Source organism: Desulfoscipio sp. XC116 (assembly GCF_039851975.1).
In the GTDB taxonomy this organism is placed as follows: domain Bacteria; phylum Bacillota; class Desulfotomaculia; order Desulfotomaculales; family Desulfallaceae; genus Sporotomaculum.
The window spans coordinates 1,718,946-1,743,185 of record NZ_CP156660.1 but is presented as its reverse complement, the minus strand read 5'-3'; the positions used below and the strand labels follow the sequence as shown (position 1 = coordinate 1,743,185).

Sequence of the window (24,240 nt, the reverse complement as noted above, 5' to 3'; positions counted from 1 at the left end):
AAAAGTTGATTATATGTAAACCGGCGGAACACTTTTGTTTCGCCGGTTTTGTTATCGCTGCAAAGAATCTTTTTTAAATTTTAATAAATTTAACTCATTATCATTGTCAATAACTTTTACGATAGTCACGTTAGACACAGAGGCCAGGTCTATCTCCGCCGGACAAGTCAATGGCTCATGTTCGGATGTAAATAAAATTCTTACCAATGGACATAATGAATAGCCGGGGCGGTTTTGCACCACCGCACCAATTTCCCCGGTGCTGAGCTTAACCAAACTACCCACCGGATAGGCGGCTACATGATGCAAAAACGACTTAACTACATTAAAGTCAAACATGTAATCGCCAAAAGCAGATATCATTTCAAAAGCCTCATAAGGGGTATAGGCAGTATGATAAACTCTGTCCGAAGTTAAAGCATCGTACGTATCGGCTAAACCCACAATAACTGAAAATTCGTGAATCTGGTCACTCGTAAGACCGTTTGGATAACCTGATCCATTGTATCGTTCATGATGCTGCAGCGCTATCAGCGCTGATACAGCATTAAAGCGCCTGGTTTTTGTCAATATCGAATAACCGTATTCCGTATGCTTCTTAACAATTGCATATTCCTCTGCCGTTAGCTTACCAGCCTTATTAAGTATTTCTGCAGGTATAAGTGTTTTCCCCAAATCGTGCATAATCGCTCCCATTGCCAAGCGGCACAGGGCTTTTCCCGTATAACCCATTTTCATGCCGGTAATTATTGATAAAATACATGTATTCACCGAGTGTCCAAAAGTGTATTCATCCGAACTGCGAATATCCACAAGATTTACCATGAGGGAGGAATTATTCATCAAATCTTCAAGTATATTGTTAACGGTTTGCTCCATTTTTTTTAAACCGCTAAGACTTCTGGTATAATAAAAATCATGAAATATTTTTTTAGTGTAACTAATAGCCCGGTTCCTTGTATCCTCCGAAACTACGTCGTCAAGCTCCACATCGGATAATAAGCCGTCGTCTATGTATACACCCGGTATATTAAGCTGCAGTAATTTTTTAATGAAATTCGACGTTAGAACAGTACCGGCGGCCAACAGCACCTGCTGATTGGCATTGTATACTGCGCGGGCCACTTTCATGCCCGGCTTGAGCCTGAATACGGCAACTTTTCGCATCAAAACCCATCCTTAGAAAAAATCATTATCACTTTTTCGACATTATCTTCTGAAGTTCCTTCCCAAACACCTTGTGAACTTAAAACATGATTCGATTTCAATCATTCGGGCCGAGCATGCCTTTAGCTTTTGCGCACAAAAGGTTAATATTAGATTATCGTTATGGATATGCATGGTAGAATAAGATGGGAGAAGGGAGTTGTTTTATATGAATTTTTCAGCCATTAAAAAAAACGTAGAACAAATACTGCTATATGGGGACCTAAATCAGTTAATCAACCTGGGTGAACAGCATACCGGCAGAGTTACCGGCGCTCTTTTTTCATTTCTGTACAGCCTGAACGAATATGTGCGCCAGCGGGCAATAGAAGGTTTAGGACTACTTACGGACAGAATAGCCCAAAATAATCCCGAACGGGCCAAAACTATCATGCGGCGTATATTTTGGGAGTTAAATGATGAATCGGGCGGGTCTCTTTGGGTGGCTCCCGAGGCCGCGGGAGAAATTATTTATCATCAGCCGGAACTTTTCCAAGACTATGTGTCCATACTGGCCTCTTTTCTTGACGACCCGGCACTGAATCCGGGGGTCGTCAGGGCACTTAAACGAATCAGTAAAGTACGGCCTGATTTGATTAAGACCGAGGTGCCGGACCTAGACCTAACAGGGCACATTTAAACCCTCATGTATTTACAACAAGATATATACAACGCATTAAACCCTGGGGCTACACATTTTTTCAGAGCCATAGCCATAATATTTATGACGCTATGGCATTTTAATCTTGATCAGCTAGCCAAACTGCCATATAATTATCAGATAATTATTAGAATATCTATTGCATAAACAATGTGAAGCATGGTACAATCCACTTAACATAAAATTAATATAATATTAACATTTTTTTAATTTTGTTGTATTATAACACTAAGCTTTTGGGGAGGTGTTCGGCAGTGGAACTTTGGAAAACCGTAATATTGGGATTACTGGGCGGTATGGGGCTATTGCTGTACGGTATGTTCATCATGAGTGAAGGTCTGCAAAAAATCGCCGGACACAGACTCAGGAGTATTCTCAGTACTCTCACTCATAACCGCTTTACCGCTCTTATAGTTGGTGCACTGGTAACCATGCTTTTTCAAAGCAGTACCGCTACAACTGTAATTTTAGTAGGCCTGACCAGCGCATCAATCATGTCATTAAAACAAACTTTGGGAGTTATATTGGGCTCCGATATAGGCACCACAGTAACCGCCCAGCTTATCGCCCTGAATGTTACCGAAATATCGTTACCCATTGTGGGCATAGGAGCCACCATTATATTCTTCTCCAAGCGAGACAAATATAAGCGGGTGGGGCAAGTACTGCTGGGCTTCGGTCTGTTATTTTTAGGGCTCAAAATGATAGCCGATACTATGCAGCCGCTTAAAGACGAGCCTTTTTTCCGTCAAATGCTGATGAGCGCCGGTGACTACCCACTGCTGGCTGTTGCGGCGGCCGCTTTATTTACATTTTTAGTGCAAAGCAGCGCGGCATCAGTAGGTATTATTATGATCATGGCCATGCAGGACCTGGTATCATTACACTCTGCCATCTACCTTTTGTTTGGCGCCAACATTGGTACTTCCTTTACGGCGGTATTGTCCAGCTTGGGGTCATCAAGGGAGGCTCAGCGAGTTGCCACCGCCCACCTAATGTTTAAAATAGCGGGCGTACTAATTCTAATGCCTTTTGTTAATCCGTATGCTCTTTTAATGACTAAAATAACAGCATCCCCGGGTTACCAGGTCGCTAACGCTCATACTGTTTTTAATATCGGTATTGCAGTTATATTTTTACCTTTTATTAATCAATTTGCCAGGCTGCTGGAGATAATTGTTCCGGAACGCAAATTGCCCCGGGAAAAACTGCTGAAACCTAAATACCTGGATGATAAATTAATTAACACACCATCCATTGCCCTGGGGCTGGCATCTAAAGAAATAAATCACGCCGCCGATCAAGTATTTGATATGACTCAATCCATAATAAAAATATTTGAAAAAAGTGATATCGACTTACTGGATAAAATCAACAAAAAAGAAGATTACCTGGATATACTGTGCAAATCTATAACCAACTATTTAACCAGTGTTATGCGTCAACCTTTATCGCGCAAAGAATTTTACCGAAGCATGAGCCACATGCATATAATTAACGATTTAGAACATATTGGAGATATCATCGAAAAAGATATCACTTATATCGCCAGCTGCAAGATAAGCCAACGGTGTCAATTCTCCGAAGCAGGCTGGGAAGAAATTAAGGATATGCACCGGCGGCTGGGCGATTTAATGCGCATGGCTAATATCGCCCTATCCTCTAACGATGCCGAACTTGCCGTTGAAGCTATTAAAGGGCACCCTGAACTGGCTCGTATGGAAAGACGCTTGCGAGCGCAGCATTTTAACCGGCTGAAAGATGGTACCGCACTATCCATTTCCACCAGCGCGCTGCATCTGGATTTGATTAATTCATTTTTACGCATCAGCGAACATATACGCAATATCTGCCATGAGATTGTCATTATCCAGGGTAATGACAGCGACATTAACTATGGCCATCTTATTGATGATAAAACCATTTCCTGCGATGACTACACTATAGCAATTAATAACTAGGCCATGCCGGTTCCGCAAAAAGGAACCGGTTTTTAAGTTATACCGGCAAAATTAACTTGGGCGGGCATATCCCGCCTTAAACGGTATCTTATTATTGCCGGCACCGTTCAACACTTAAAAAAAACCGTTTGCCTGAATTTTCTTAATTTTTTTACAAATAGGCTTTATTATATATTTCATACAGTATTGATACCCTAAAGCCCCACCGAATAATTACCCGGGGCCGCTTTTTGCTCTATATCCTTTAAAGGAGGTGCTTAGTTAACTGGTCCCAAAATTGTCATAGCCTGATCAATTTAAATGAACAGATCATCATGATGATCTAATTTATAATCATAGTTTTAAGCACAAATATAACTTTCTAATCTAAAAAAGTTAAGGAGGTCGGTATCGTGTCCGAAAACGGAAATGGCGGCGGAGCTCACTATGCTGTGCACTGGCAGGAAGAACAGTACATTCACCCGCCGGTTAGCTTTGTCGGTCAGGCCAATATGACGGATCCTAAGGTATTCGAAAGATTCAGTTTGGAAAACTTCCCCGAGTGTTTTAAAGAATTTGCCGATTTATTGGACTGGGACCAGTACTGGCATACTATGCTGGACACCAGCGACGCCCCGTGCTGGAAGTGGTTCGCGGGCGGTAAACTAAACGCCAGCTATAACTGCGTGGACAGACATCTGCCCAAGTATAGGAACAAAACCGCCATCCACTATGTACCGGAACCCGAAGATGAACCCATTGTCCACATGACCTATCAGGAACTGTACCACAGAGTTAACGAAACTGCGGCTGTATTAAAAAATTTTTGTGGTCTGAAAGCCGGCGACCGGGTAACTTTACACTTGCCCATGACACCCGAACTGCCCATCACCATGCTGGCCTGCGCCCGGCTGGGTGTCATCCATTCCCAGGTATTCGCGGGATTCAGCGGCCAGGCCTGCGGCGAGAGGATTTGGGACTCCGGGAGCCATGTACTGATTACTATGGACGGCTATTATCGTAACGGTAAGCTGCTTGACCACAAGGCTATAGGTGATATAGCAGTAGAAGTGGCAAAAAAAGAGGGGCAAGAAGTTGATAAAGTACTTGTTTGGCAGCGCTACCCCGGCAAGAATTCTTCCGGGGCACCCATGATCGATGGTCGGGACTACTTTATGAATGAACTAATGAAACAATACGCCAGAACTACGGTAGACCCCGTTTCCATGCCGGCCGACGGCATCTTATTCCTAATGTACACCAGTGGCTCAACGGGCCGTCCCAAAGGGGTACAGCACAGTATCGGAGGCTATCTGTCTTATGTGGCCTGGATGTCCAAAGTGATCCAGGATATTCACCCCGAGGACGTATATTGGTGTATGGCGGACATAGGTTGGATCACAGGCCACTCATTTATCGTATACGGGCCACTGGCCATAGCCGCCAGCACAGTCATTTACGAAGGGCTGCCCACATACCCGGATGCCGGACGGGTATGGAGAATCGCAGAAGAACTGAACGTCAACATATTCCATACGTCACCCACAGCCATTCGCGGTCTTAGAAAAGCAGGCCCGGATGAGCCGGCCAAGTATAATTATAATTTTAAACATATGACCACAGTGGGCGAACCTATTGAGCCCGAGGTGTGGAGATGGTACTATAACGTAGTGGGCAAAGGCCGTGCCGCCATTGTGGATACATGGTGGCAAACAGAGACAGGCGGCTTTTTGTGCAGTACCGTACCGGGCATCAGCCCCATGAAACCAGGCAGTGCCGGACCGGGCGTACCCGGCATCCACCCGATAATCTTTGATAATGAAGGCAATGAAATTCCGGCCGGCGCAGGTAAAGCGGGCAATATCTGCATTAAAAACCCGTGGCCCGGACTTATGCAGACTATCTGGAAGGACCGCGAGCGTTACGTCTCCACTTATTTCCGCAAGTACTGCAAAAATGAAGAAAGCAAAGACTGGCGCGATTGGCCATACATGGCCGGCGACGCGGCCGTGATTTCCAATGACGGATATGTACGTATACTAGGTCGGGTAGACGACGTTATTAACGTAGCCGGGCACCGACTTGGCACTAAAGAAATCGAGTCTGCCGCTCTTACGGTGGAGGAAGTCGCCGAAGCGGCCGTCATTGCCGCAAAGGATGAAATTAAAGGCGTTGTGCCCGATTTGTATGTATCCTTAAAGCCTGGTTCTGCAGCCGGCGCTGACCTGGCCGCTATAATTTCCAATGCCGTATCCACTGTGGTAGGCAAGATCGCCCGGCCACGTGCCGTGCACATCGTTTCCGATATGCCCAAGACTCGCTCCGGTAAAATCATGCGCCGCATTTTAGCCTCCATCTCCAATAAAGCAGACGTAGGCGATGTTACCTCCCTGGCCAACCCGGATGTAGTCGAGGAAATTCGCAAGCAAGTTCAGGACTAATTTACGTAATACGGCCTAAAAATAACAAGGGGTGTATATATCAGATTATTCAGTATTGATTTAAAATTCTGCCATATAGAGAATGTAATAATTTATTAGTGTAGCAACATAACGTAATTTTTTAAAAATAAACGAATAATGTTGAAATCACCGAAGAGAAGATGCTCCCAGCCAGGAACTTCGTCATACTTTATTTACAATTCAAAAACGGCAAGTTTTAAAAAGGCTCAAATGACTGCTATTTTGCTGCATTTGAGCCTTTTTCCGTGTAAACCTTTTAATTGCGAAAACACTGGGATGGTTAATTGTCATAATCAATCATTTTTTTTAGTTATTTACCTGCAGGAATAGTTTTTATATTGTCGAATAGTAATTATGAAAAATTAAATATTAGAATATTAAAAATATTATTTATATGGGGGCAAGGGTATGCCATCGAAAGTAAACCCCACCCACAAAGCATTACTTTGCTGGTGCGTCATATTTGCGGCAACACTTACGGCTATACACTTATGGCAACCGCAGCTCTATGCCGCAGCAGCTCTTTTAACCTTTTCCGCCTTGGCCTCCACGCTGGCCGCAATATTCATCTTTAGCAAGCAGCACAGTCCCAAACGCGACCCCGCTGATGAACCGCTGGATCCCACATTGCGTATAGCTAATGAAACACTGCCTTTTTTGCGCCGGGGGCTGAATGAAGAAACTGCCGGCAATACAGCGGAAATAATTCGTCGCACTGCTGACGTAGCAGCGGTGGCCATTACCGACCTGGAAAAGGTGTTGGCCTATATTGGTGCCGGGTCGGATCACCATAAAGCAGGACGTCCTATTATGACTTTGGCCACCAAAGAAGTCATTCGGACGGGAAAAATAAAAATAGTTCGTGACGGCTACGGATTGGACTGCCCGGTACCGGACTGCCCTCTGCAATCAGCGGTGATTGTGCCACTGCAGTGTAAGGGCGAAATAGTAGGCACCGTCAAGCTTTACCAAACTCAACAGGATGAACTGCCTCATGCCGTGATCAAACTGGCTATTGGTGTGGCTCAGCTTTTAGGCATGCAGATGGAACTGGCTGAAGTGGACCGCCAGGCTCAATTGGTTACCAAAGCTGAACTGGATGCCCTACAGGCTCAAATTAACCCGCACTTTTTATTTAATACCCTCAACACCATAATCATGTTCAGCCGTACCAATCCGGAAACAGCTCGACGGCTGCTCGTCCGTCTGGCTACGTTTTTCCGCCATGCCTTAAAAAGGCATGGACATTTCAACACTTTAAAAGAGGAAATGGAGTACTTGAACACGTATCTAATATTAGAGCGGGCCAGATTCAGAGATAAGTTGCGTGTAGTACGTGAAATAGACGATGAGTTACTGGATTGCAAGGTGCCTGTATTAACTATTCAGCCACTGGTGGAAAACGCTATTAAACACGGAATTTTACCTAAACCAGGTCAGGGCACGGTACAAATTACCGCCAGCAAACACGAAAACGAGATGCTCATTGTAGTAAGAGATGACGGTGTGGGCATCAATGTGGAACTACAGCCCAAAGTACTCACTCCGGGATTTGGTTCGGGCAACGGGGTAGGTATGAGTAATGTACACGAACGTTTAAAAGGATTATTTGGTCAGGATCATGGTCTGCGCATTGTAAGCGTGCCCGGTGAAGGCACATCAATATATGTCAGAATACCGCTTTTGTATGGTACGGCGGAAAGAGAGGGGGAGGCAATTGAAGTTAAAGGCATTGATCGTTGATGATGAATACCCTGCCCGCCAGGAGTTGCGCTTCCTTTTAAGCAGCTTTAACAATATTGAAATCGTCGGCGAGGCAGCCAATGCCCAGGAAGCCCTGGCACTGGTCAAAGCGCTTGACTATCAGGTGCTTTTTTTAGATGTGTCCATGCCCGGCATGACCGGGCTGGAGTTAGGCGCAGCTATCCAGGAACTGCCCAAACCACCCCAGGTAATATTTATCACGGCATATGACGAGTATGCCTTAAAGGCCTTTGAGGTTAACGCGGTTGATTACCTTTTAAAGCCTGTGCAACCAAGCCGTCTTAAAAAGGCTATCGATAAGGTTATTAAAGCTTATCAGGAAGTAACCGGTAACGAAGATAACCAGTCCGCGGAAGCCGGTCGTACGAAATCTGGTCCGTCCCCAATAAAGATAGACCGCATACCGGCGGAAAAGCTGGGCAAAACTGTACTGGTAGCCGAATCGGATATCTTTTATGCCTTTACGGAACAAGACTATATTTACATTAAGACCCATAATGACAAGCTGATGACTCGCTTTACTTTAAAAGAACTTGAGGCCCGTCTCAACCCTCAGATATTCTTTCGCACCCACCGCTGTTATTTGGTTAATTTGCACAAGGTAAAGGAAATAGTGCCTTTTTTTAACGGCACCTACAACCTGGTGGTGGAAGATAAAGAACAAAGCGAAGTGCCTGTTAGCAGGGCCCAAGCTAAAAAATTGCGTAAAATACTGGGCTTTTAAAAACTCCCTTATAGGAAAAGCACGGGGGCGATTCTTGTCTTTTTTCATTTGGTATTAGCAAGAGCCGCCCCTGTGCTTTCTTTTTTACGTATATATATTAAACTACCAGTTAAAAATATAAGTGTTAAGTGTTCCTACCTTTTCGCAAATAATAAAGATTGGTGGTATGATAAATATGCAAGTTGTTTGGGAAATGCTTAGTGATAAAAAAATATGGGCGCTGTTAAGCAATGTTAACCGTACAATTGACGAAGATATTACACGGCTTATGTTTATAGAACTGTTCAGCAGGCTTAAGACACTGGAAGAGGAAAACCTTGCTTTGCGTATATTGCTTATGGAAGAAGGACTGGTGGATCAGGAACTATTTAACTCCTTTAAAGGAGCGGTGCGTGATTTTTTAAAAATGAAAGAGGAACAGTCGGCTCGGGAAAGCGATTTCTTTGCCAGTTCGGGCGTTTCCTTTCCTGAATGGGTTAACTTTAAAATAAATGGCGAGTTTACTAAGCATCTTGAACAATAAAAATGCTCAGGAATTGCACTTTTGCATAAATTTAACTACCCTTTATTTAACCTGCTGACAGGCAGGTTTTTCATTTAGCGCGTTGAATTACTGACAGATCTCTTATCTTACTAGTTTTTATAACACTTTGAAAAAAAAGGCACAGCACATTTTTTTTACTTTAAAACGGTAAAGTTACCGTCAAATCAGGATTAATATAATTTGTTTTAGAAAGTGACGTGATGTAACATGGGATAAAGGGCATCGGTACAGATATAATAGAAATTGCCAGAATAGAAGAAGCTGCCGCGCACCGTGGAAAACATTTTTTAAATCGTGTTTTTACCTCCGGGGAAATTGCTTTCTGCCTGCGCCGCCGTGACCCTTGGCCCTGTCTGGCGGCCCGGTTTGCTGCTAAAGAAGCGGTTTTCAAAGCCCTGGGAACCGGAATTACGGCCTGGCACGAGGTAGAAATTCATGGCGGAGGCAATCGGCCGGTACAGGTGAAGCTCACGGGGACAGCGGAACAACATGCCCAAACCGAACAGGTAGGTAACATATTGTTATCCATATCTCACGACCGGGAACGGGCGATAGCTTTTGCTACTGCATTACGCAAGGAGTGATTAAATTGCGTCTGGTAACCGCGCAAGAAATGGCTGCAATGGACCAAATAGCCATCAAGGAATATGGCATACCCGGTGTAGTGCTAATGGAAAACGCCGGTCTTAAAATAGCGGAAATTGTTGCCTCGCTGTTGAATAACCTTAGCCAAAGTTCCGTTATGGTTTTTGCAGGCAAAGGAAACAACGGCGGCGATGGCTTCGTAGCTGCCCGGCATTTACATAACCGGGGAGCCGAGGTGCAAGTTTTTCTGGCTACGGAAGCGGAAAAGGTAAAGGGCGACGCGCTTATTAATTTAAATATCTGGCGTAAAATGGGACAAAAAGTTTACCAAATAAATAAAAATAACGATGTGAACTTAGTCCGGCTAGCATTAATGAAAGCCGATCTGGTTATAGATGCACTGTATGGCACCGGTTTTAAAGGATCGATGCGCGATCAAATGGTTCCCATCATCGAAGCCATTAACGCAAGCGGCAAGACCGTGGTGTCTGTGGATATTCCATCGGGCTTGGAAGCGGATACAGGCAGAACCAATGGCCCGTGTATCGCAGCCCGGCATACGGTAACCTTTGCACTGCCCAAACTGGGTCTGGTGCTGCCCAACGCCCGTCCATATGTGGGCGAGCTGCATGTAGTGGATATATCCATTCCGAATGCAATAACCACAGCCCCCCCGGAGGTTGGGAACCTGAGCACCGTCAATCAGAGTAAGGACGATAAAAAAAACGTCCCCGAAAGCAAAGGTCTGATAAAAAAAATAAAAAGCAGCAACGGAGAGAGCATAAATAAAACCGCCGGCAGAGGCGTTACCAACCCCGGTGGTGCCGCCAGCGACAAGAAAGTGAGCGGAAGCGATCCCTTAAACGGAGGCAGCAAACGTTACTTAATCACCGAACAAATGGTACGAAGCTGGTGGCCACGGCGAACAGGTACCGAACATAAGGGTAATTTCGGACGAGTACTGTTGATTGCGGGGTCACGGGGTATGTCCGGGGCCGCGGTACTGGCGGCCCAAGCAACAGCCCGGTCAGGCGCGGGACTGGTTACCTTGGGTGTGCCCGTTGGTATACACGATATTGTCGAAGCCAAGTTAACAGAAGTAATGACCTTTCCATTACCTCAGACCGATCGGGGCACCATCTGTTTGTCGGCACTGGAGGAAATCATCAAACGCGCCAATAATAATGATGTACTGGCTCTGGGTCCGGGACTGGGCACCGGCGAAGATATTGCAGATATAGTAAAAGAAATATTATTGCATTTAAATATTCCCTGCGTACTGGACGCCGACGGTTTAAATGTACTGGCAGGCAAAACCGAGCTTTTTAAGGCAATCCGAACTGACCTTGTGCTTACTCCCCATCCCGGGGAAATGGCTCGACTGACAGGGCGTACCATTGACCAAATACAAAACGACCGGCTTGGAACAGCAGCCGCCAAAGCCGCGCAATGGGATGCCGCAGTAGTGCTTAAAGGTGCGGGCACAGTAGTGGCCGGCCCCGATGGCACCATTTTTATTAACAATACGGGCAACCCGGGCATGGCCGCCGGAGGTTCCGGCGATGTTTTAACCGGAATAATTGCCGGTCTTTTAGGCCAGGGCATGCAAGCGTTGCACGCCGCGGCGGCCGGAGTCTGCCTGCACGGCCTGGCGGGCGACAAGGCCGTCCGGAACAAAGGAATGTCCGGCCTTTTGGCAAGCGACTTACTTGAGCAATTGCCTGCGGTACTAAAAACAATGGAGTAAGCTTCCCTTATGAACATCCATGCCGCTAACGCGACACCGGCGGAAGGATGAAAATATAGCTTAGTCTGTCATTAGATTTAATAAAGTAGATTAAGCACGCGTGCACAAGCGCAACAGATAGCAATTTCATTTTGCGATTTAGCATCCGGAGGTACGACAATGATTTACAATGCACCGGCATGGTCTGAAATTAACATCGAAGCACTAATTCATAATATTAAACAGTTAAGGAACATTACCAGCCCACAGGCTGAATTGATGGCGGTAATCAAAGCCAACGCCTATGGTCACGGGGCGCTGCAAGTAGCCCGGACAGCACTGGCCAATGGAGCCGCCCGGCTGGGCGTGGCCCGAGCCAGCGAGGGAGCTGAACTGCGAGAGGCAGGTATCGATGCCCCTATTCTGGTACTGGGCTATACCGTACCGGAAGAATATCCTCTTATACTGGAATACAATCTTACCCAAACCGTTTACAGCATGCAATTAGCTCAAGACCTTTCCACGATAGCCGCCCAGTCCGGGAAAAACGTACTGGTGCATATCAAAGTTGACACCGGTATGGGTAGACTTGGCTTCTTCCCCGACATTAACGGGGCAAAAAATATTATCAGTGTTGCCAGGCTGCCCCACCTTGAATTGGAGGGCATCTTTACCCATTTTGCTTCCGCGGACTGCCGTGACAAAAGCTATGCTATAAAGCAATGGAACAGTTTTACAGACTTCCTAGACCTCCTTGCCGGGGAAGGCCTTAGATTTCCATGCCGGCATGCCGCTAACAGTGCGGCACTGATGGATATGCCCGAAACTCACCTGGATATGGTGCGGGCCGGTATTGCCATTTACGGCATCCACCCTTCCAACGAAGTTGCCCAAAAGCATGTTAAATTGCGGCCTGTAATGACAGTTAAAGCCCGGGTGGCCCAAATTAAGCACGTACCCAAAGGTTCCGGTATTAGCTACGGGGTAACCCATGTTACCCCTGCCCCTACCATAGTAGCCACCATACCGATAGGTTACGCCGATGGTTATAACCGCTTGCTTTCCTCAAGAGGGGAAGTGCTGATTCGTGGCCGACGAGCACCGGTAATCGGCCGCATCTGCATGGACCAATTCATGGTGGACGCAGGACACCTGCCGGACATTCAGCCAGGGGAAGAGGTTGTGCTATTGGGCCGACAGGGCAGTGATGAAATAACTGCGGATCATATTGCCCAGAAAATAAATACGATAGCTTATGAAGTGTTATGTGCGGTCAACTGCCGGATGCCCAAATATTATATTGGTGAGCATCGGTAATTAAATTAGATTTCTTTAGTGTATACAGCAAAATATTAAACAGATATAAAAAACCAGCCCTAGATCCATATAATAGCGATAAGGGCTGGTTTTTGTGATTATAATAGTGAACTCGTTCAGCTAGAGCCGAACATCGGGGCTTCAGATGGGGATTCTAGCCCACCTGAAGTAAAAATAGAACTCCCAATTATAGAAGTGGGGGTCTTGGAATTTGATCAAGCTATCCTTTTACAAGATCCCGTGCTAAACGTGCTATCATTAAAGGACAGTGCGTTTTTGGGGCAGCTGTACATGCAGGAGGAGCACCTCAGACAATCACTATAGTCAAAAGTATTATCCCGGCCAAAATGATTCGGAGTCAGCTGCATGGGACAAGCATCGGCACAAATGCCACATGATATACAGTTACTATCGATCTGAAGCGGTTTTTGGCCCCGGCCAATCCAGTGGGCCACCGTACCCATCGGGCAGATATGGCACCAGGTGCGGGGATGAATACCCCAACCCAATAATATGCCCACCACCGTGGTAATACTCAGTATCCTGACCAAGGCCAGACCCATGGCGGGAAGATTTCCCCACGCCATGTAAAACTGCACACCAATGACAGTAAAAATAAACAGCACCATAAAAGAACGCACCGCTTCATGTCTAAAGAAAGCGGGAATGGTAATTTTACGGCTGACAGGACCCAGGAATAAATCCAGAAAAGCACCCCGGGGACACATCCAGTTACACCAATTACGCCCCCGGAAAAAGGAAACGCCCACCGCGCCAATCATACATCCGAACAATAAAAACCCCATGAGCGGGTAAAACCAACCGCCTATGGCCACCAGCGGCAGAACCACCCAGGTGTAGGCCTGCAGGTTGACCCTGCGCAGCATAGATTCATGCACTTTCATAGCCGGCCCCCCTTAACTTCATATCTATATATATTATTATATGGATATTAAAAAAATAGTCAACTGCATTTGTGATTTGCTTTGGTACTTATAAGGCGATAAAAAACCAACTATTTGCACGAATTCCAACTGACATTTGATATAGGAAACAATTACCAGACAAGTTAATTAGAGCAAATTTTTAATATTTCAATCACTATTCTTTAAGCGTCTCGCAGGATTTGCGGCCCCGGCCGCCCAATATTGCACATATCAATGTGAAAGGTGGCATCTGCATGGAATATCAAGAATTATTAATTAAAGAACTGGATAATGTGGTTGTAGTAACCATCAACCGGCCGGCCAAGAGCAACTGCTGGACTATGCGTCTGTACGAGGAATTTGCCAGTCTGCAGAAAGAGTTGCACGAGGATAAATCAATTAGAGCCGTCGTACTCACCGGTGCAGGAGACCGTTCCTTTTGCGGCGGTATTGACTTATCCTTATTGGGCATGGCCAACTCCGAATTCGTGGGCCAGTCCTTAACCTGGCTGCAACAAGTGAACACAGGCTGGGAAACTCATTCCCGCCCCGTCATCGCCGCCATTAACGGTGCGGCAATCGGCGGCGGAGTAGAACTGGCACTGGCCTGTGATATACGGGTAGCCGCCGACAAAGCGATATTTTCTATACCCGAGGTACGGGTAGGACTAGCACCCGATATGGGGGGCACTCAGCGATTAACCAAAGTAATCGGCCCCAGCCAGGCTAAAAGGCTGGTACTTACGGGTATGACCATAGATGCTGCGGAGGCCGCCCGCATTGGGCTGGTTGACATAGTAGCGCCTGCGGACAAGGTATTGGAAGAAGCGCTGGCCATAGCAAAACGCATAGCCGCCAATGCACCGCTGGCCGTTAAATACGCTAAGAAAGCCATTAACCTGGCCACCGAAAGCAGCATAGCCGTGGGTATGCTTTACGAAGAATTGGCATCCACCTTTTGCTGCGGAACCAAGGATAAGAGCGAGGCTCTGACTTCTTACCTGGAGAAAAGAGAACCGGTATACCAAGGTAAATAATATAATCAGATAGAGGATTAATTATTTTTTTGCAGAATTAAATTACAAAGTGGTATTATACTTATATATCCAGCCATTTAAGGAGGGGGGAGTATTAATGGCAAGTCCGCGTTTAAAAGAACCTGGTCAGGGAGGGGCACTGTCCGGCGCAAGAGTGTTAGCCTTTGTCTTTGTGGTATTGACCGTGGGCTTTTCCGCTTGGCTCACCGCAGTTGTGGCCGGCGCACCGGTGGGATTATCCAGTGCCATTGGCGGATTAGTGGCCGGAGTGCTGGGATTTTTTATACTGGTATGCGGTTCCTTGTATGAGGTTAGAACCGTTACTTGCACATCCTGTGGCCAAAACGACCAAACGCTGAAGCACATTGGTTCTTACAATTGCTTCAACTGCGGCGCTAAGTATTATGTTTATGATAAGGAAGTTAAAGATATCAGTGTTTGATTAAACCGCAAAAAGGCGGTTACCGCTTACGCTTACAAAAGCGAAGCTATAACCGCCTTTTGAATGTTGTTCGTACCCTCAATTAATGACAGCACCCGAGCATCCCGCAGGTACTTTTCCACCGGTAAATCTTTTAAATATCCCCGTCCCCCGCAAATATCCATTGCCGCCGCCGCGGCTTCCTGAGCCACCTGACTGCCTGCTATCTTCGCCATAGAAGATGCCATTGTATAATCCAAATCATTATCAATAAGCCAGCAGGCTTTCCATACCAGTAGACGGGCAGACTCTATCCTGGCGGCCAATTCGGCCAGAACAAAGGAAACCGCCTGCTGAGCAAAGACCGGTCGACCAAACTGCTGCCGATGTTTGCTGTACTGCAGGGCAAATTCAAATGCCGCTCGGGCCAGCCCCACGCCAACAGCCCCAGCTAAGGCACGCCCCCGGTCGAAAGTTTGCATCAGCAACAAGTAAGCGCTGCCCCGGGGACCGATTACAAGTTCATCGGGCACAATTACCTTGTCCAAAATTAATCGGGCTGTCCGCACACACCGGATACCCATTTTATTATGCACAGTTCCCACTTTCAATCCCTGCACATCATAGGGAACAATAAACGCCACAAGCCCCGCCCTTTTGTCCTCTTTATCTGTGGTGGCAAATAAAGTAGTGAAACGAGCCAGACCTCCGTTTATAACAAATTCCTTGACCCCGTTGATTGTCCACAGGCCTTTATTACACGCTGTCGTCGTTGCTATCGATGTAATATCCGAGCCCGCTTCAGGTTCGGTGAGGGCAAAAGCGGCTAGACATGGTTCAGCATAGGCCAGGGGAGGTAAATAGGTTCCCCTTTGCCCGGCAGAGCCGGCCAATATAATAGGACTGGCGGCGTGTATATTGGCTGTAACCACGGTGGCCACACCGGCGCACACAGCGCCTAATTCTTCCAATGCCAGAGCAGTGGAAAAGTACCCCAGACCCCGCCCGCCGTACTCCTGTGGCACGGTGGGAGTCAATAAATTATGTTCGGCCAGTGCTCTAAACGGTCCATCATTAAACCGGCCGTCATCAGCCTCGTCAAGCATCCCCACTGCAGGCGCTATCTGCCGCAGGGCCAGCGCTCTGACTTCTTCTACTAATTGCCGCTGCTCGGCTGAAATATTAAAATTAGCCATTTCCCAAAGCCTCCTTTTTTTTAAGCCAGGTAATAAAATCAATAACCAACCTTTGCCCTTCGGGGGAAAGAGATGCATAAGCCGCTAACAAATTTTGCTCCTCAGAACTGCCGGCTGACCCGGTACCGGGGAACACAGGCAGTTTTTGTTTTAAATCATTTGCATACAAATCATACAGCTTATCCCCGGGCAGGTTATGCTGGCCCGGGGTATGAAAATCGGCGGAGCGCAAAAAAAACTCGATGGGCTTGCCCAGTATCTCCGCTATAAGGGCCAATTGCGCCAGGTAAACGCGACGTTTGCCCTTTTCATAGTTGGAAAGGGTAGACTGGGAACAGCCAATTTTCGCCGCCAGCTGTTCCTGGCTGTACCCGGCCTGCTCCCGGGCCAACTGTAACTGCTTGCCAATGGATTTATACCCCATTATTAACGCCTCATTTTTTGTTTTTTTAAATTTATCATAATTTTTAATAAAATCACACGGAAATAATTGAATTTATTATGACAAATTGATATAATTATGTCAATTGCTAATAACAATTGATAAACCGGCGAATAGCTAAAGGAGGGATAAAAATGAATTTGGTCGACATGTTAGAGCGCAATGCCGCCAAATTCGCAGACAAGGATTGTTTGCGCTATAACAGTCAGGGACTGACTTTTGCCGAATTGTATGCCCGGGCTGAGGAGGCTGCCGGACTGTTACAATCCTGGGGAGTGACCAAGGGTGATAAGGTCGCCATTATGAGCTATAATACCCCGGCCTACGTCGTAGCGTTTTACGGGGCGCTGAAGGCGGGAGCGGCAGTAGTCCCGGTCAACCATAAACTTGCCGCCCCGGAGGTCAGCTACATACTGGAGCACAGCGAGGCTAAAGCTCTCTTTTTTGACGGTATGCTGGGCGAAGTGGTCAGGAAAGTCTCGGTTCGGGCACGCATGGTCGCCATTGATTCGGACGCCGAAGGGTTTGAGAGTTTTGAAAAGCTTCTGGATAAGGCACCGGCATTTACTCCCGTATCAATAGAAAATCATGATCTGGCTGAAATACTTTATACCTCCGGCACAACGGGTAAACCCAAGGGTTGCCTGCATAGCCACAAAAACGTTATCTTCGCCGGCATCACCGGTGCTCTGGCCATGAAAATGGATGAACAGGATCGCCTGTTAATGGCTATGCCCATATGGCATTCCTCGCCACTGAACAACTGGTTCATAGGGGCCCAATTCATGGGTGCCACCACGGTGTTGCTCCGCGATTATCACCCTTTACGCTTTTTACAGGCAGTACAAGATGAAAAATGCACTATCTATTTTGGCGCACCCATTAGTTATATCATGCCTTTGCAGATTGTACCCAATTTTAGCGATTTCAACCTTTCCTCCATGCGCTGCTGGATCTACGGCGGCGGACCCATTGCCGGCGATACGGTCGTTATGTTAATGGAAAAGTACCAAAGCGATAATTTCTTCCAAGTATACGGCATGACCGAGGCAGGCCCAACGGGTACTGTATTATTCCCCCGGGATCAGATACGCAAAGCAGGCTCCATAGGACAAAATGCTCTGCCAGGGGCGGACCTGCGAGTCATGAAGAGTGATACCGAACCGGCTGTCCCGGGCGAAACGGGTGAAATATGGCTTAAAGGGGACAGCATCATGGCAGGTTATTACAAGAACCCCCGGGCCACCGCCGAGGCCTTTTGCAACGGCTGGTATAAAACCGGCGATGTTGCCCGTCTGGACAATGATGGATACCTTTATATTGTGGACCGCACAAAGGATATGATCGTCACCGGCGGTGAAAATGTATATTCAAAAGAAGTAGAGGACGCCATCGTCGGCCATCCCGGTGTAATGGAAGCCGCGGTAATCGGACAGCCACATAACCAATGGGGTGAGACGGTGGTGGCATTTGTAGTGCTAAAAACGGATGCAGTTGTAAATGAAAAGGAACTTAAGGAGTATCTGGTCGAAAAACTGGCTAAATACAAAATTCCGAGGGATATACATTTTACCGCCACGCTGCCCCACACCCCAACCGGCAAAGTGAAAAAATTTGAATTACGCGAAAAAAATACCCAATGCCGTTAGCAGTGGAATAGTACTTATCAACTATCTAATAAATTTACTTAATACCCCACGAAAGGACAAATGCCATGTTTGATTATATATTAAATGAAGAACAGCTTAAACTGCGTGATGAGGTCAGAGAACTGGTCAGGTGGGTGCCCCGCCAAATGATCCTGGATATGGATCAGGACAAGATCCAGTTCCCCGAGGAATTTCTCCAGGAGGCCGGACGGCGCAACCTGCTGGGCTGCCGTTACCCCAAAGAGTGGGGAGGACGGGGAATGGACTGGGTGAGCACGGCTATGGTAATGGAAGAGGTAGGCACTTTAGGCTACATTTTCGCCTGTACTTTCGGCGTAGGGGCCGAGCTGGTCTGTGACGCCATTGTCCGGCATGGTACCGACGGACAAAAGGAGAAATACGTAAAGCCGCTGCTGGCCGGTGAAATATTTGCCGCTGAATGTCTCACTGAACCCCGGGGAGGTTCGGACTTCTTTGGTACCACAACAATGGCCGAGGATAAAGGTGACTATTATTTAATAAACGGACAAAAGCGATTTATCGTGGGTGCCGAGGGGGCGGATTATTTCCTGGTTTACGCCCGAACCGACCACAGTCCCAAGGCTCATCCCCACAAAGCGCTAACCTGCTTTATCGTGGACCGCGGCCCCGGCGTTAGCGTGGAATATTTGTACGGGCTTATGGGCTGCCGGGGCGGCGGGGCCGGACGTATTGTATTTAAAGATGCCGTAGTCCCCAAAGAAAATATCGTGGGCGAACTAAACGGCGCCTATGCGGTATTTAATACCATGATGATACCCGAACGCCTGGGTACCGCAGCCATGACCATTGGCGCGGCCCGGCCCGCCTTGGACATTGCCACCCGCTACACTTCACGGCGCAAAGCCTTTGGCCAGGTGATCAACCAGTTCCAGGGTGTCAGCTTCCAGGTAGCCGAGGCGGTCATGCTGCTTGACGCCGCGCGCTCACTTGTTTATACCACCTGCCGCGCCGTGGATGGCGGCATCGACAGCAATCGGGTGCGCCGCCTGGTCAGCGAAACCAAAAAGTTTGTTACCGAGTCCTGTCAAAAGGCGGCCCGCAACGCTATGCAGATCATGGGCGGCATCGGCTACACCAATGTATTCCCTGTGGAACGCATCAATCGAGACCTGGGTCTGGCCTCCATCTGGACGGGCACCAGCGAGGTAATGTCGCTGATTACCGCTCATGAATGGTACCGGGAATACTATAAAGCCCAAAAGAAGCGAGCGGAAAGAGACTACGAACTCGACGCTGCCGAGGCTGCAGCTGCGGACGAGAAAATATACGAGTAGCGAAAATAATACGATTACTACCGGCTACTTTTTATAACTGTTGTCAAAGCGCCAAGTTAAAAGCGCATCGCCATTCACCCGGATGAAATAATACTCCGGCCCGGAATCGACCTTGAACATATACAGATGACTTTCGGTACCCTGCAGCCCGAAATTACGGACCACTATTGTCTTGCTCACATCCAAAGGACTATAAGTGCGTCCTTGCCCATCAATTACCTGCACGTTGGCCCTGTCTACTGTGGCATCGGTGATTAGGGCCAACCCTACAAATACCCGCCCCGGCTCCGCAACGGCAACATTATTTGCTAAATCCACTGTATCGGTAAAAATGTTTTTACCACCCCGGACTGCGTAACGCTCCCCGTTAAAATTAACCTGCTCTCCCAGCAATGCATATTGAGTAGGCAGTTTTACTGTCGGCACCCCGGACCGATCGCCGGTCTGGGTGGCCAACCAGTAAACAATAAAAAAAATTCCTGGTGCAAAGATTAAAAAAATAAGCCACTTTCTTTTGGCCTGATCAGCAGCTTGACTGGACATTTCAGGCACCGTTCCTTCCCTCAACGAAAAAACTTCTACAAGTTTATAATTCCCCGCTGGTAATTATTATTCAACTGTCGGACACAGACTAACGCTGAAGAATATTCCTTATACAATTATTGGGGAGCCAGCAATTTTTGTCAACCATCCCTATACCGGCAGACAATGGCCAAGCACCCGAACCGTTAAAATTTTATCAAAATAATCTCTTGCAGGCATAATATTCTAGTAAAAGTGCCAAACTACTACCGTTTTAGCAATAATATAAGCCGGAGGTGCATCATAAATGCATGCTGAAGTAGACCAGGACCTTTGTATTAGCTGCGGGGCTTGTATAGATACCTGCCCGGATGTATTTGATTGGAACGATGATGAAAAAGCCCATTCTGTAGTGGACGAAATTCCCACTGATCTGGAGGAGCAAGCGACAGAGGCCGCCGAGGGATGCCCCACGGACGCCATAACCATTAATTAAAGGCTATATCACCCGGGCACGGCTGCTGTTCTGAATCAGCCGTGCTTTTTATTAAATTCCAAGACTCCCGCTTCTGCAAGCGGGAGTTCCTATTGGCTGCTACAGGTGGGGTAGAATCCCCACCTGTAGTCCCGATGTCCAGCTTTAGCTGAACGGATTCACTTTCTTGCCTGTGTTGAAAGATTGAATAGCCAAAGTCTGTTTAACTTAGTTTAGGAAATTTTTGCCCAATTTACTAGCCAGCCTTTTATAATTCAGCTATAATAGAGAATGTTATTTTAACCAAAGGGGAAATTATACGTGAAAAGATCATCCCTCTGGGTCATTTTGCTTATATCGGCAATAACCATATCAGTCTGCGCATTTTGGCCGTCCAGCGCGGACAAAGGCCCCGCAATACCGTCCGTATATGGATTTGGCCTGCCCCGACCCGAGCTTACCGAATATGCCTCGGAGGCAAACCATGTGTACATGCTAACCGTTGACCGGTTAGCAATACAAGACCTGGTTAATCACCCGGATATCTTTAATGACATAACCGGGCGGGCTGCTCTGGGTCTAATGAGTGTGGGAGTGGAAGGCAGCTTAACAGCAGACAGTTCCTACGCCTCAATAGGTGCAGGCGCCCCCGTTAACGCTTCGGGCACCGGTACGCATGGACTAAATGACCGGGAAACATTACTGGGCATCACAGCCGGTGAAATATTCCAACAGCGAACCGGGCTGACCGCGCCCGCAGGATCCGTACTCCAATTGGACATTGAACGCATAAAAAAGACAAATGAGCAGAACGATTATTCAGCTATACCGGGCCTGCTGGGTACTATATTGCAAGACAACCTCCTGACGGTATCCGTGCTGGGCAACGCCGACAGCAGCGAAAAATCCGTCCGCCCGGCAGTGGCGCTGGCTATGAATGAAGATGGCCTAGTGGACAACGGCAATGTAAGCGATCATTTATTAGTCCATGACCCTTCTTTTCCCGGCGGGGTGCGAACCGATTATGACAAAATACTAACCTTGCTGCCGGAGTACCGGAAGAACCCCGGTTTGATCACAGTGGAGTTGGGTGACCTGGAACGATTGGAAAGAGAAGGTGAATACCTGGAGGAAAAAGTACTTCAAGACAAACGCAGAGAAACACTGGCACGGGTAGCTGCTTTTACAACCTCTCTGCTCAGCCAAATGGATACCAAGAGGGATCTATTGCTGATTGTTTCGCCCACACCCAAAGGCAACTATCTACCGGGCACTAATTATATTACCCCGGTGCTGGCCGTAAATAGTGCCATCGAGCCGGGCATCCTAACCTCGCCCACCACCCGGCGGCCCGGGATAATAAGAAATACCGACTTGGCCGCCACTGTACTTGATTTTTATAATTTAGACACGACGGCACAAATATACGGGCGCTCGTTGCAGGCCATTCACGCAAATCAAAATGTGACCAGGCTTTCTTCTCTGTACGAACAATTGGAACAAACCTACCAGACTCGCACACCGGTATTGCGCAATTACGTATTGCTGCAGCTTATACTGGTGCTACTGTCTCTGATAGCTATTTTTTTGCCCCGGATCAACGCATTAATGCTGGCGCTAAAACCACTGCTACTGGCAGTAATGGCCGTGCCCGTGGCCTTGCTGCTGGTTGCAGTGCTGCCAAACGGGTCTCCGGCGGTGCTGCTTATTGAAATAATTGCTTTAACCGTAGGCATTACGGCTGTCATTTATCTATGGCTGGATAACTACGCCAATGATTTGGACCCGTTTATCATCATCAGCTTATTTACATCGCTGTGCATTATCGCCGATCTTTTTTTGGGCGCACCACTGCAGAAAAATTCACTGCTGGGCTATCATCCAATTGCGGGGGCCAGGTTTTACGGTATAGGCAACGAATACATGGGCGTACTGATCGGCTCCACCATCATCGGTACAACCGCTCTGATCACCCGTCTGACCGCTGTCAACCGCAAAACACTTTTAGCTGTTACCGGTCTTTACTTTTTAATAACTTTATACGCCATCGCCGCTCCGGAAAGAGGCACAAACGTAGGAGGTTCATTAGCGGGAGCTTTTTCGTTTTTAATTACCTTTTTGCTGCTGGCAAATGTCAAACTTAACATTAAGACGATTCTTAAAACGACTTTTGCGGTCGGCTTCTTTCTGCTGCTATTAATCTTTTACGATCTGCAACGACCGTTGGAATCCCAATCTCATATCGGACGCACGGCTAATTTGATCTGGCAGAACGGTCCGAGCGAGATCATAAACATCATTTATCGTAAAGTAAGTATGAACATAAAACTAATTAAATACACCATCTGGAGCCGGGTTTTCCTGGCCAGCCTGGCCAGTCTGATTATCCTATTTTATAGGCCGGTGGGGGTTATGCAGCAAGTTTTTGTCCGCTACGCCGACATTTATAAAGGTTTTATCGGTGTGGCTGCAGCCAGTATCACGGCACTTATTTTTAACGACTCGGGTATAGTAGCCGCGGCCACCGCTATGATTTATGGTGCTCCGCCGCTGCTTTACCTGGTTATCCGCATGCTGCATATCAATGTGCAATAAGTGAATTTTTTTAACACTGCGGGCTAATAACGCAAATTTTAAATTAAGCATATAAGCAAAACAGAGTAAACTAAAGGTATCCAATTAAAAAGCAGTCCTAATTGAGATAAATCACAACCACACATAAAATTTTGTTGACATTACATGATTTTATGCTAAAATTGAGTTTGATTGGAACACGGCAGGTAATTTACACCGCCGAAGGCCAGTTAAAAAACGACAAATAAGGGGGAAGATAATTAGAATGAAACCTTTGGGCCGCCATGTACTAGCTGAAATCTATGGATGTGAATACGATATTCTCAATGATATCGGCAAAGTGGAAAAAATAATGGTAAACGCAGCCCTTGAGGCAGGCGCCGAGGTAAGAGAATTTGTATTCCATAAATTCAGCCCGCAGGGGGTCAGTGGAGTGGTCGTAATTTCAGAATCACATTTGGCCATTCACACCTGGCCGGAACTGGGTTATGCTGCCGTTGACGTATTTACCTGTGGGGACAAGGTGGATCCCTGGGATGCGTGCAATTTTTTAACCGAACAATTCTGCGCCAAGCATCTCACAGCTAAAGAGACAAAACGGGGTATCCTTCCTGATATACCGCATCAGGAAGCCGTAAATCTTTAGGAGGGATTTTTATTAGTACCAACTTAAGTGAAGATTAGCATGACCTTGCCGTTTGATTGATAACGCAAGGTCATTGCTTTTTAAAGGCAAAAATACATTGCCGGAAG

General features: G+C 47.0%; 21 protein-coding genes. 16 read left to right on the top strand and 5 right to left on the bottom strand.

Going from position 1 to position 24,240, the window contains the following annotated elements; translation table 11 throughout:
- Positions 1–51 precede the first annotated feature (51 nt).
- On the bottom strand, positions 52–1,167 hold the full coding sequence (locus ABDB91_RS08245; RefSeq protein WP_347491121.1) for an HD-GYP domain-containing protein: 1,116 nt from the start codon (positions 1,165–1,167) through the stop codon (positions 52–54).
- Between the two features lie 208 nt (positions 1,168–1,375).
- Here ABDB91_RS08245 and ABDB91_RS08240 point away from each other — a divergent pair, with 208 nt between their 5' ends.
- From ABDB91_RS08240 to alr, 9 genes are all read left to right on the top strand, one after another.
- On the top strand, positions 1,376–1,846 hold the full coding sequence (locus ABDB91_RS08240; protein ID WP_347491120.1) for a DVU0298 family protein: 471 nt from the start codon (positions 1,376–1,378) through the stop codon (positions 1,844–1,846).
- 275 nt (positions 1,847–2,121) lie between these two features.
- Entirely contained in the window at positions 2,122–3,828 is a 1,707-nt protein-coding gene (locus ABDB91_RS08235) for a Na/Pi cotransporter family protein (RefSeq protein WP_347491119.1), read from the top strand.
- Positions 3,829–4,220: 392 nt separating this feature from the next.
- Positions 4,221–6,248, top strand: coding sequence for an acetate--CoA ligase (acs, locus tag ABDB91_RS08230; RefSeq protein WP_347491118.1), 2,028 nt, complete (start codon positions 4,221–4,223; stop codon positions 6,246–6,248).
- A 429-nt stretch (positions 6,249–6,677) separates the two neighbouring features.
- Positions 6,678–8,012, top strand: a complete 1,335-nt coding sequence (locus ABDB91_RS08225; RefSeq protein WP_347491117.1) for a histidine kinase — start codon at positions 6,678–6,680, stop codon at positions 8,010–8,012.
- The gene (locus ABDB91_RS08220) at positions 7,987–8,757 is read left to right on the top strand and encodes a LytTR family DNA-binding domain-containing protein (RefSeq protein WP_347491116.1); all 771 of its coding nucleotides are present in this window, start codon (positions 7,987–7,989) and stop codon (positions 8,755–8,757) included. The genes ABDB91_RS08225 and ABDB91_RS08220 overlap by 26 nt, the downstream gene beginning before the upstream one ends.
- A gap of 175 nt (positions 8,758–8,932) precedes the next feature.
- Positions 8,933–9,280, top strand: coding sequence for a hypothetical protein (locus tag ABDB91_RS08215; protein ID WP_347491115.1), 348 nt, complete (start codon positions 8,933–8,935; stop codon positions 9,278–9,280).
- 233 nt (positions 9,281–9,513) lie between these two features.
- A complete protein-coding gene (gene acpS / locus ABDB91_RS08210; protein ID WP_347491564.1) occupies positions 9,514–9,885 on the top strand; it encodes a holo-ACP synthase in 372 nt (123 codons plus the stop codon).
- 5 nt (positions 9,886–9,890) lie between these two features.
- On the top strand, positions 9,891–11,633 hold the full coding sequence (locus ABDB91_RS08205) for an NAD(P)H-hydrate dehydratase (RefSeq protein ID WP_347491114.1): 1,743 nt from the start codon (positions 9,891–9,893) through the stop codon (positions 11,631–11,633).
- Between the two features lie 159 nt (positions 11,634–11,792).
- Complete coding sequence (gene alr, locus ABDB91_RS08200; RefSeq protein ID WP_347491113.1) at positions 11,793–12,929, top strand: alanine racemase; 1,137 nt, start codon at positions 11,793–11,795, stop codon at positions 12,927–12,929.
- Between the two features lie 215 nt (positions 12,930–13,144).
- On the opposite strand, the gene ABDB91_RS08195 is transcribed toward alr, so the two are convergent.
- Positions 13,145–13,834, bottom strand: a complete 690-nt coding sequence (locus tag ABDB91_RS08195) for a 4Fe-4S binding protein (protein WP_347491112.1) — start codon at positions 13,832–13,834, stop codon at positions 13,145–13,147.
- A gap of 275 nt (positions 13,835–14,109) precedes the next feature.
- Here ABDB91_RS08195 and ABDB91_RS08190 point away from each other — a divergent pair, with 275 nt between their 5' ends.
- Both ABDB91_RS08190 and ABDB91_RS08185 read left to right on the top strand, forming a co-directional pair.
- A complete protein-coding gene (locus ABDB91_RS08190; RefSeq protein ID WP_347491111.1) occupies positions 14,110–14,892 on the top strand; it encodes an enoyl-CoA hydratase-related protein in 783 nt (260 codons plus the stop codon).
- A 97-nt stretch (positions 14,893–14,989) separates the two neighbouring features.
- Positions 14,990–15,334 (top strand): hypothetical protein, encoded by a 345-nt coding sequence (locus ABDB91_RS08185; RefSeq protein ID WP_347491110.1) that lies wholly within the window; start codon positions 14,990–14,992, stop codon positions 15,332–15,334.
- A 32-nt stretch (positions 15,335–15,366) separates the two neighbouring features.
- Here the strand turns inward: ABDB91_RS08185 and ABDB91_RS08180 are convergent, their stop codons facing one another.
- Positions 15,367–16,509 carry an acyl-CoA dehydrogenase family protein gene (locus ABDB91_RS08180; RefSeq protein ID WP_347491109.1) on the bottom strand — a complete coding sequence of 381 codons (1,143 nt, stop codon included), beginning with the start codon at positions 16,507–16,509 and terminating at the stop codon, positions 15,367–15,369.
- Positions 16,502–16,933 carry a helix-turn-helix domain-containing protein gene (locus ABDB91_RS08175; RefSeq protein WP_347491108.1) on the bottom strand — a complete coding sequence of 144 codons (432 nt, stop codon included), beginning with the start codon at positions 16,931–16,933 and terminating at the stop codon, positions 16,502–16,504. The genes ABDB91_RS08180 and ABDB91_RS08175 overlap by 8 nt, the downstream gene beginning before the upstream one ends.
- Before the next feature lie 152 nt (positions 16,934–17,085).
- Here ABDB91_RS08175 and ABDB91_RS08170 point away from each other — a divergent pair, with 152 nt between their 5' ends.
- The gene (locus ABDB91_RS08170; protein ID WP_347491107.1) at positions 17,086–18,600 is read left to right on the top strand and encodes a long-chain-fatty-acid--CoA ligase; all 1,515 of its coding nucleotides are present in this window, start codon (positions 17,086–17,088) and stop codon (positions 18,598–18,600) included.
- A 65-nt stretch (positions 18,601–18,665) separates the two neighbouring features.
- Complete coding sequence (locus ABDB91_RS08165; RefSeq protein ID WP_347491106.1) at positions 18,666–19,916, top strand: acyl-CoA dehydrogenase family protein; 1,251 nt, start codon at positions 18,666–18,668, stop codon at positions 19,914–19,916.
- A gap of 24 nt (positions 19,917–19,940) precedes the next feature.
- Here the strand turns inward: ABDB91_RS08165 and ABDB91_RS08160 are convergent, their stop codons facing one another.
- Complete coding sequence (locus ABDB91_RS08160; RefSeq protein ID WP_347491105.1) at positions 19,941–20,483, bottom strand: hypothetical protein; 543 nt, start codon at positions 20,481–20,483, stop codon at positions 19,941–19,943.
- A 262-nt stretch (positions 20,484–20,745) separates the two neighbouring features.
- On the opposite strand from ABDB91_RS08160, the gene ABDB91_RS08155 reads away from it, so the two are divergent.
- From ABDB91_RS08155 to speD, 3 genes are all read left to right on the top strand, one after another.
- The gene (locus ABDB91_RS08155; protein ID WP_347491104.1) at positions 20,746–20,934 is read left to right on the top strand and encodes a ferredoxin; all 189 of its coding nucleotides are present in this window, start codon (positions 20,746–20,748) and stop codon (positions 20,932–20,934) included.
- A gap of 465 nt (positions 20,935–21,399) precedes the next feature.
- Positions 21,400–23,508, top strand: coding sequence for a hypothetical protein (locus tag ABDB91_RS08150; protein WP_347491103.1), 2,109 nt, complete (start codon positions 21,400–21,402; stop codon positions 23,506–23,508).
- 244 nt (positions 23,509–23,752) lie between these two features.
- Complete coding sequence (gene speD, locus ABDB91_RS08145; protein ID WP_006521981.1) at positions 23,753–24,133, top strand: adenosylmethionine decarboxylase; 381 nt, start codon at positions 23,753–23,755, stop codon at positions 24,131–24,133.
- The last annotated feature ends 107 nt before the right edge of the window (positions 24,134–24,240 follow it).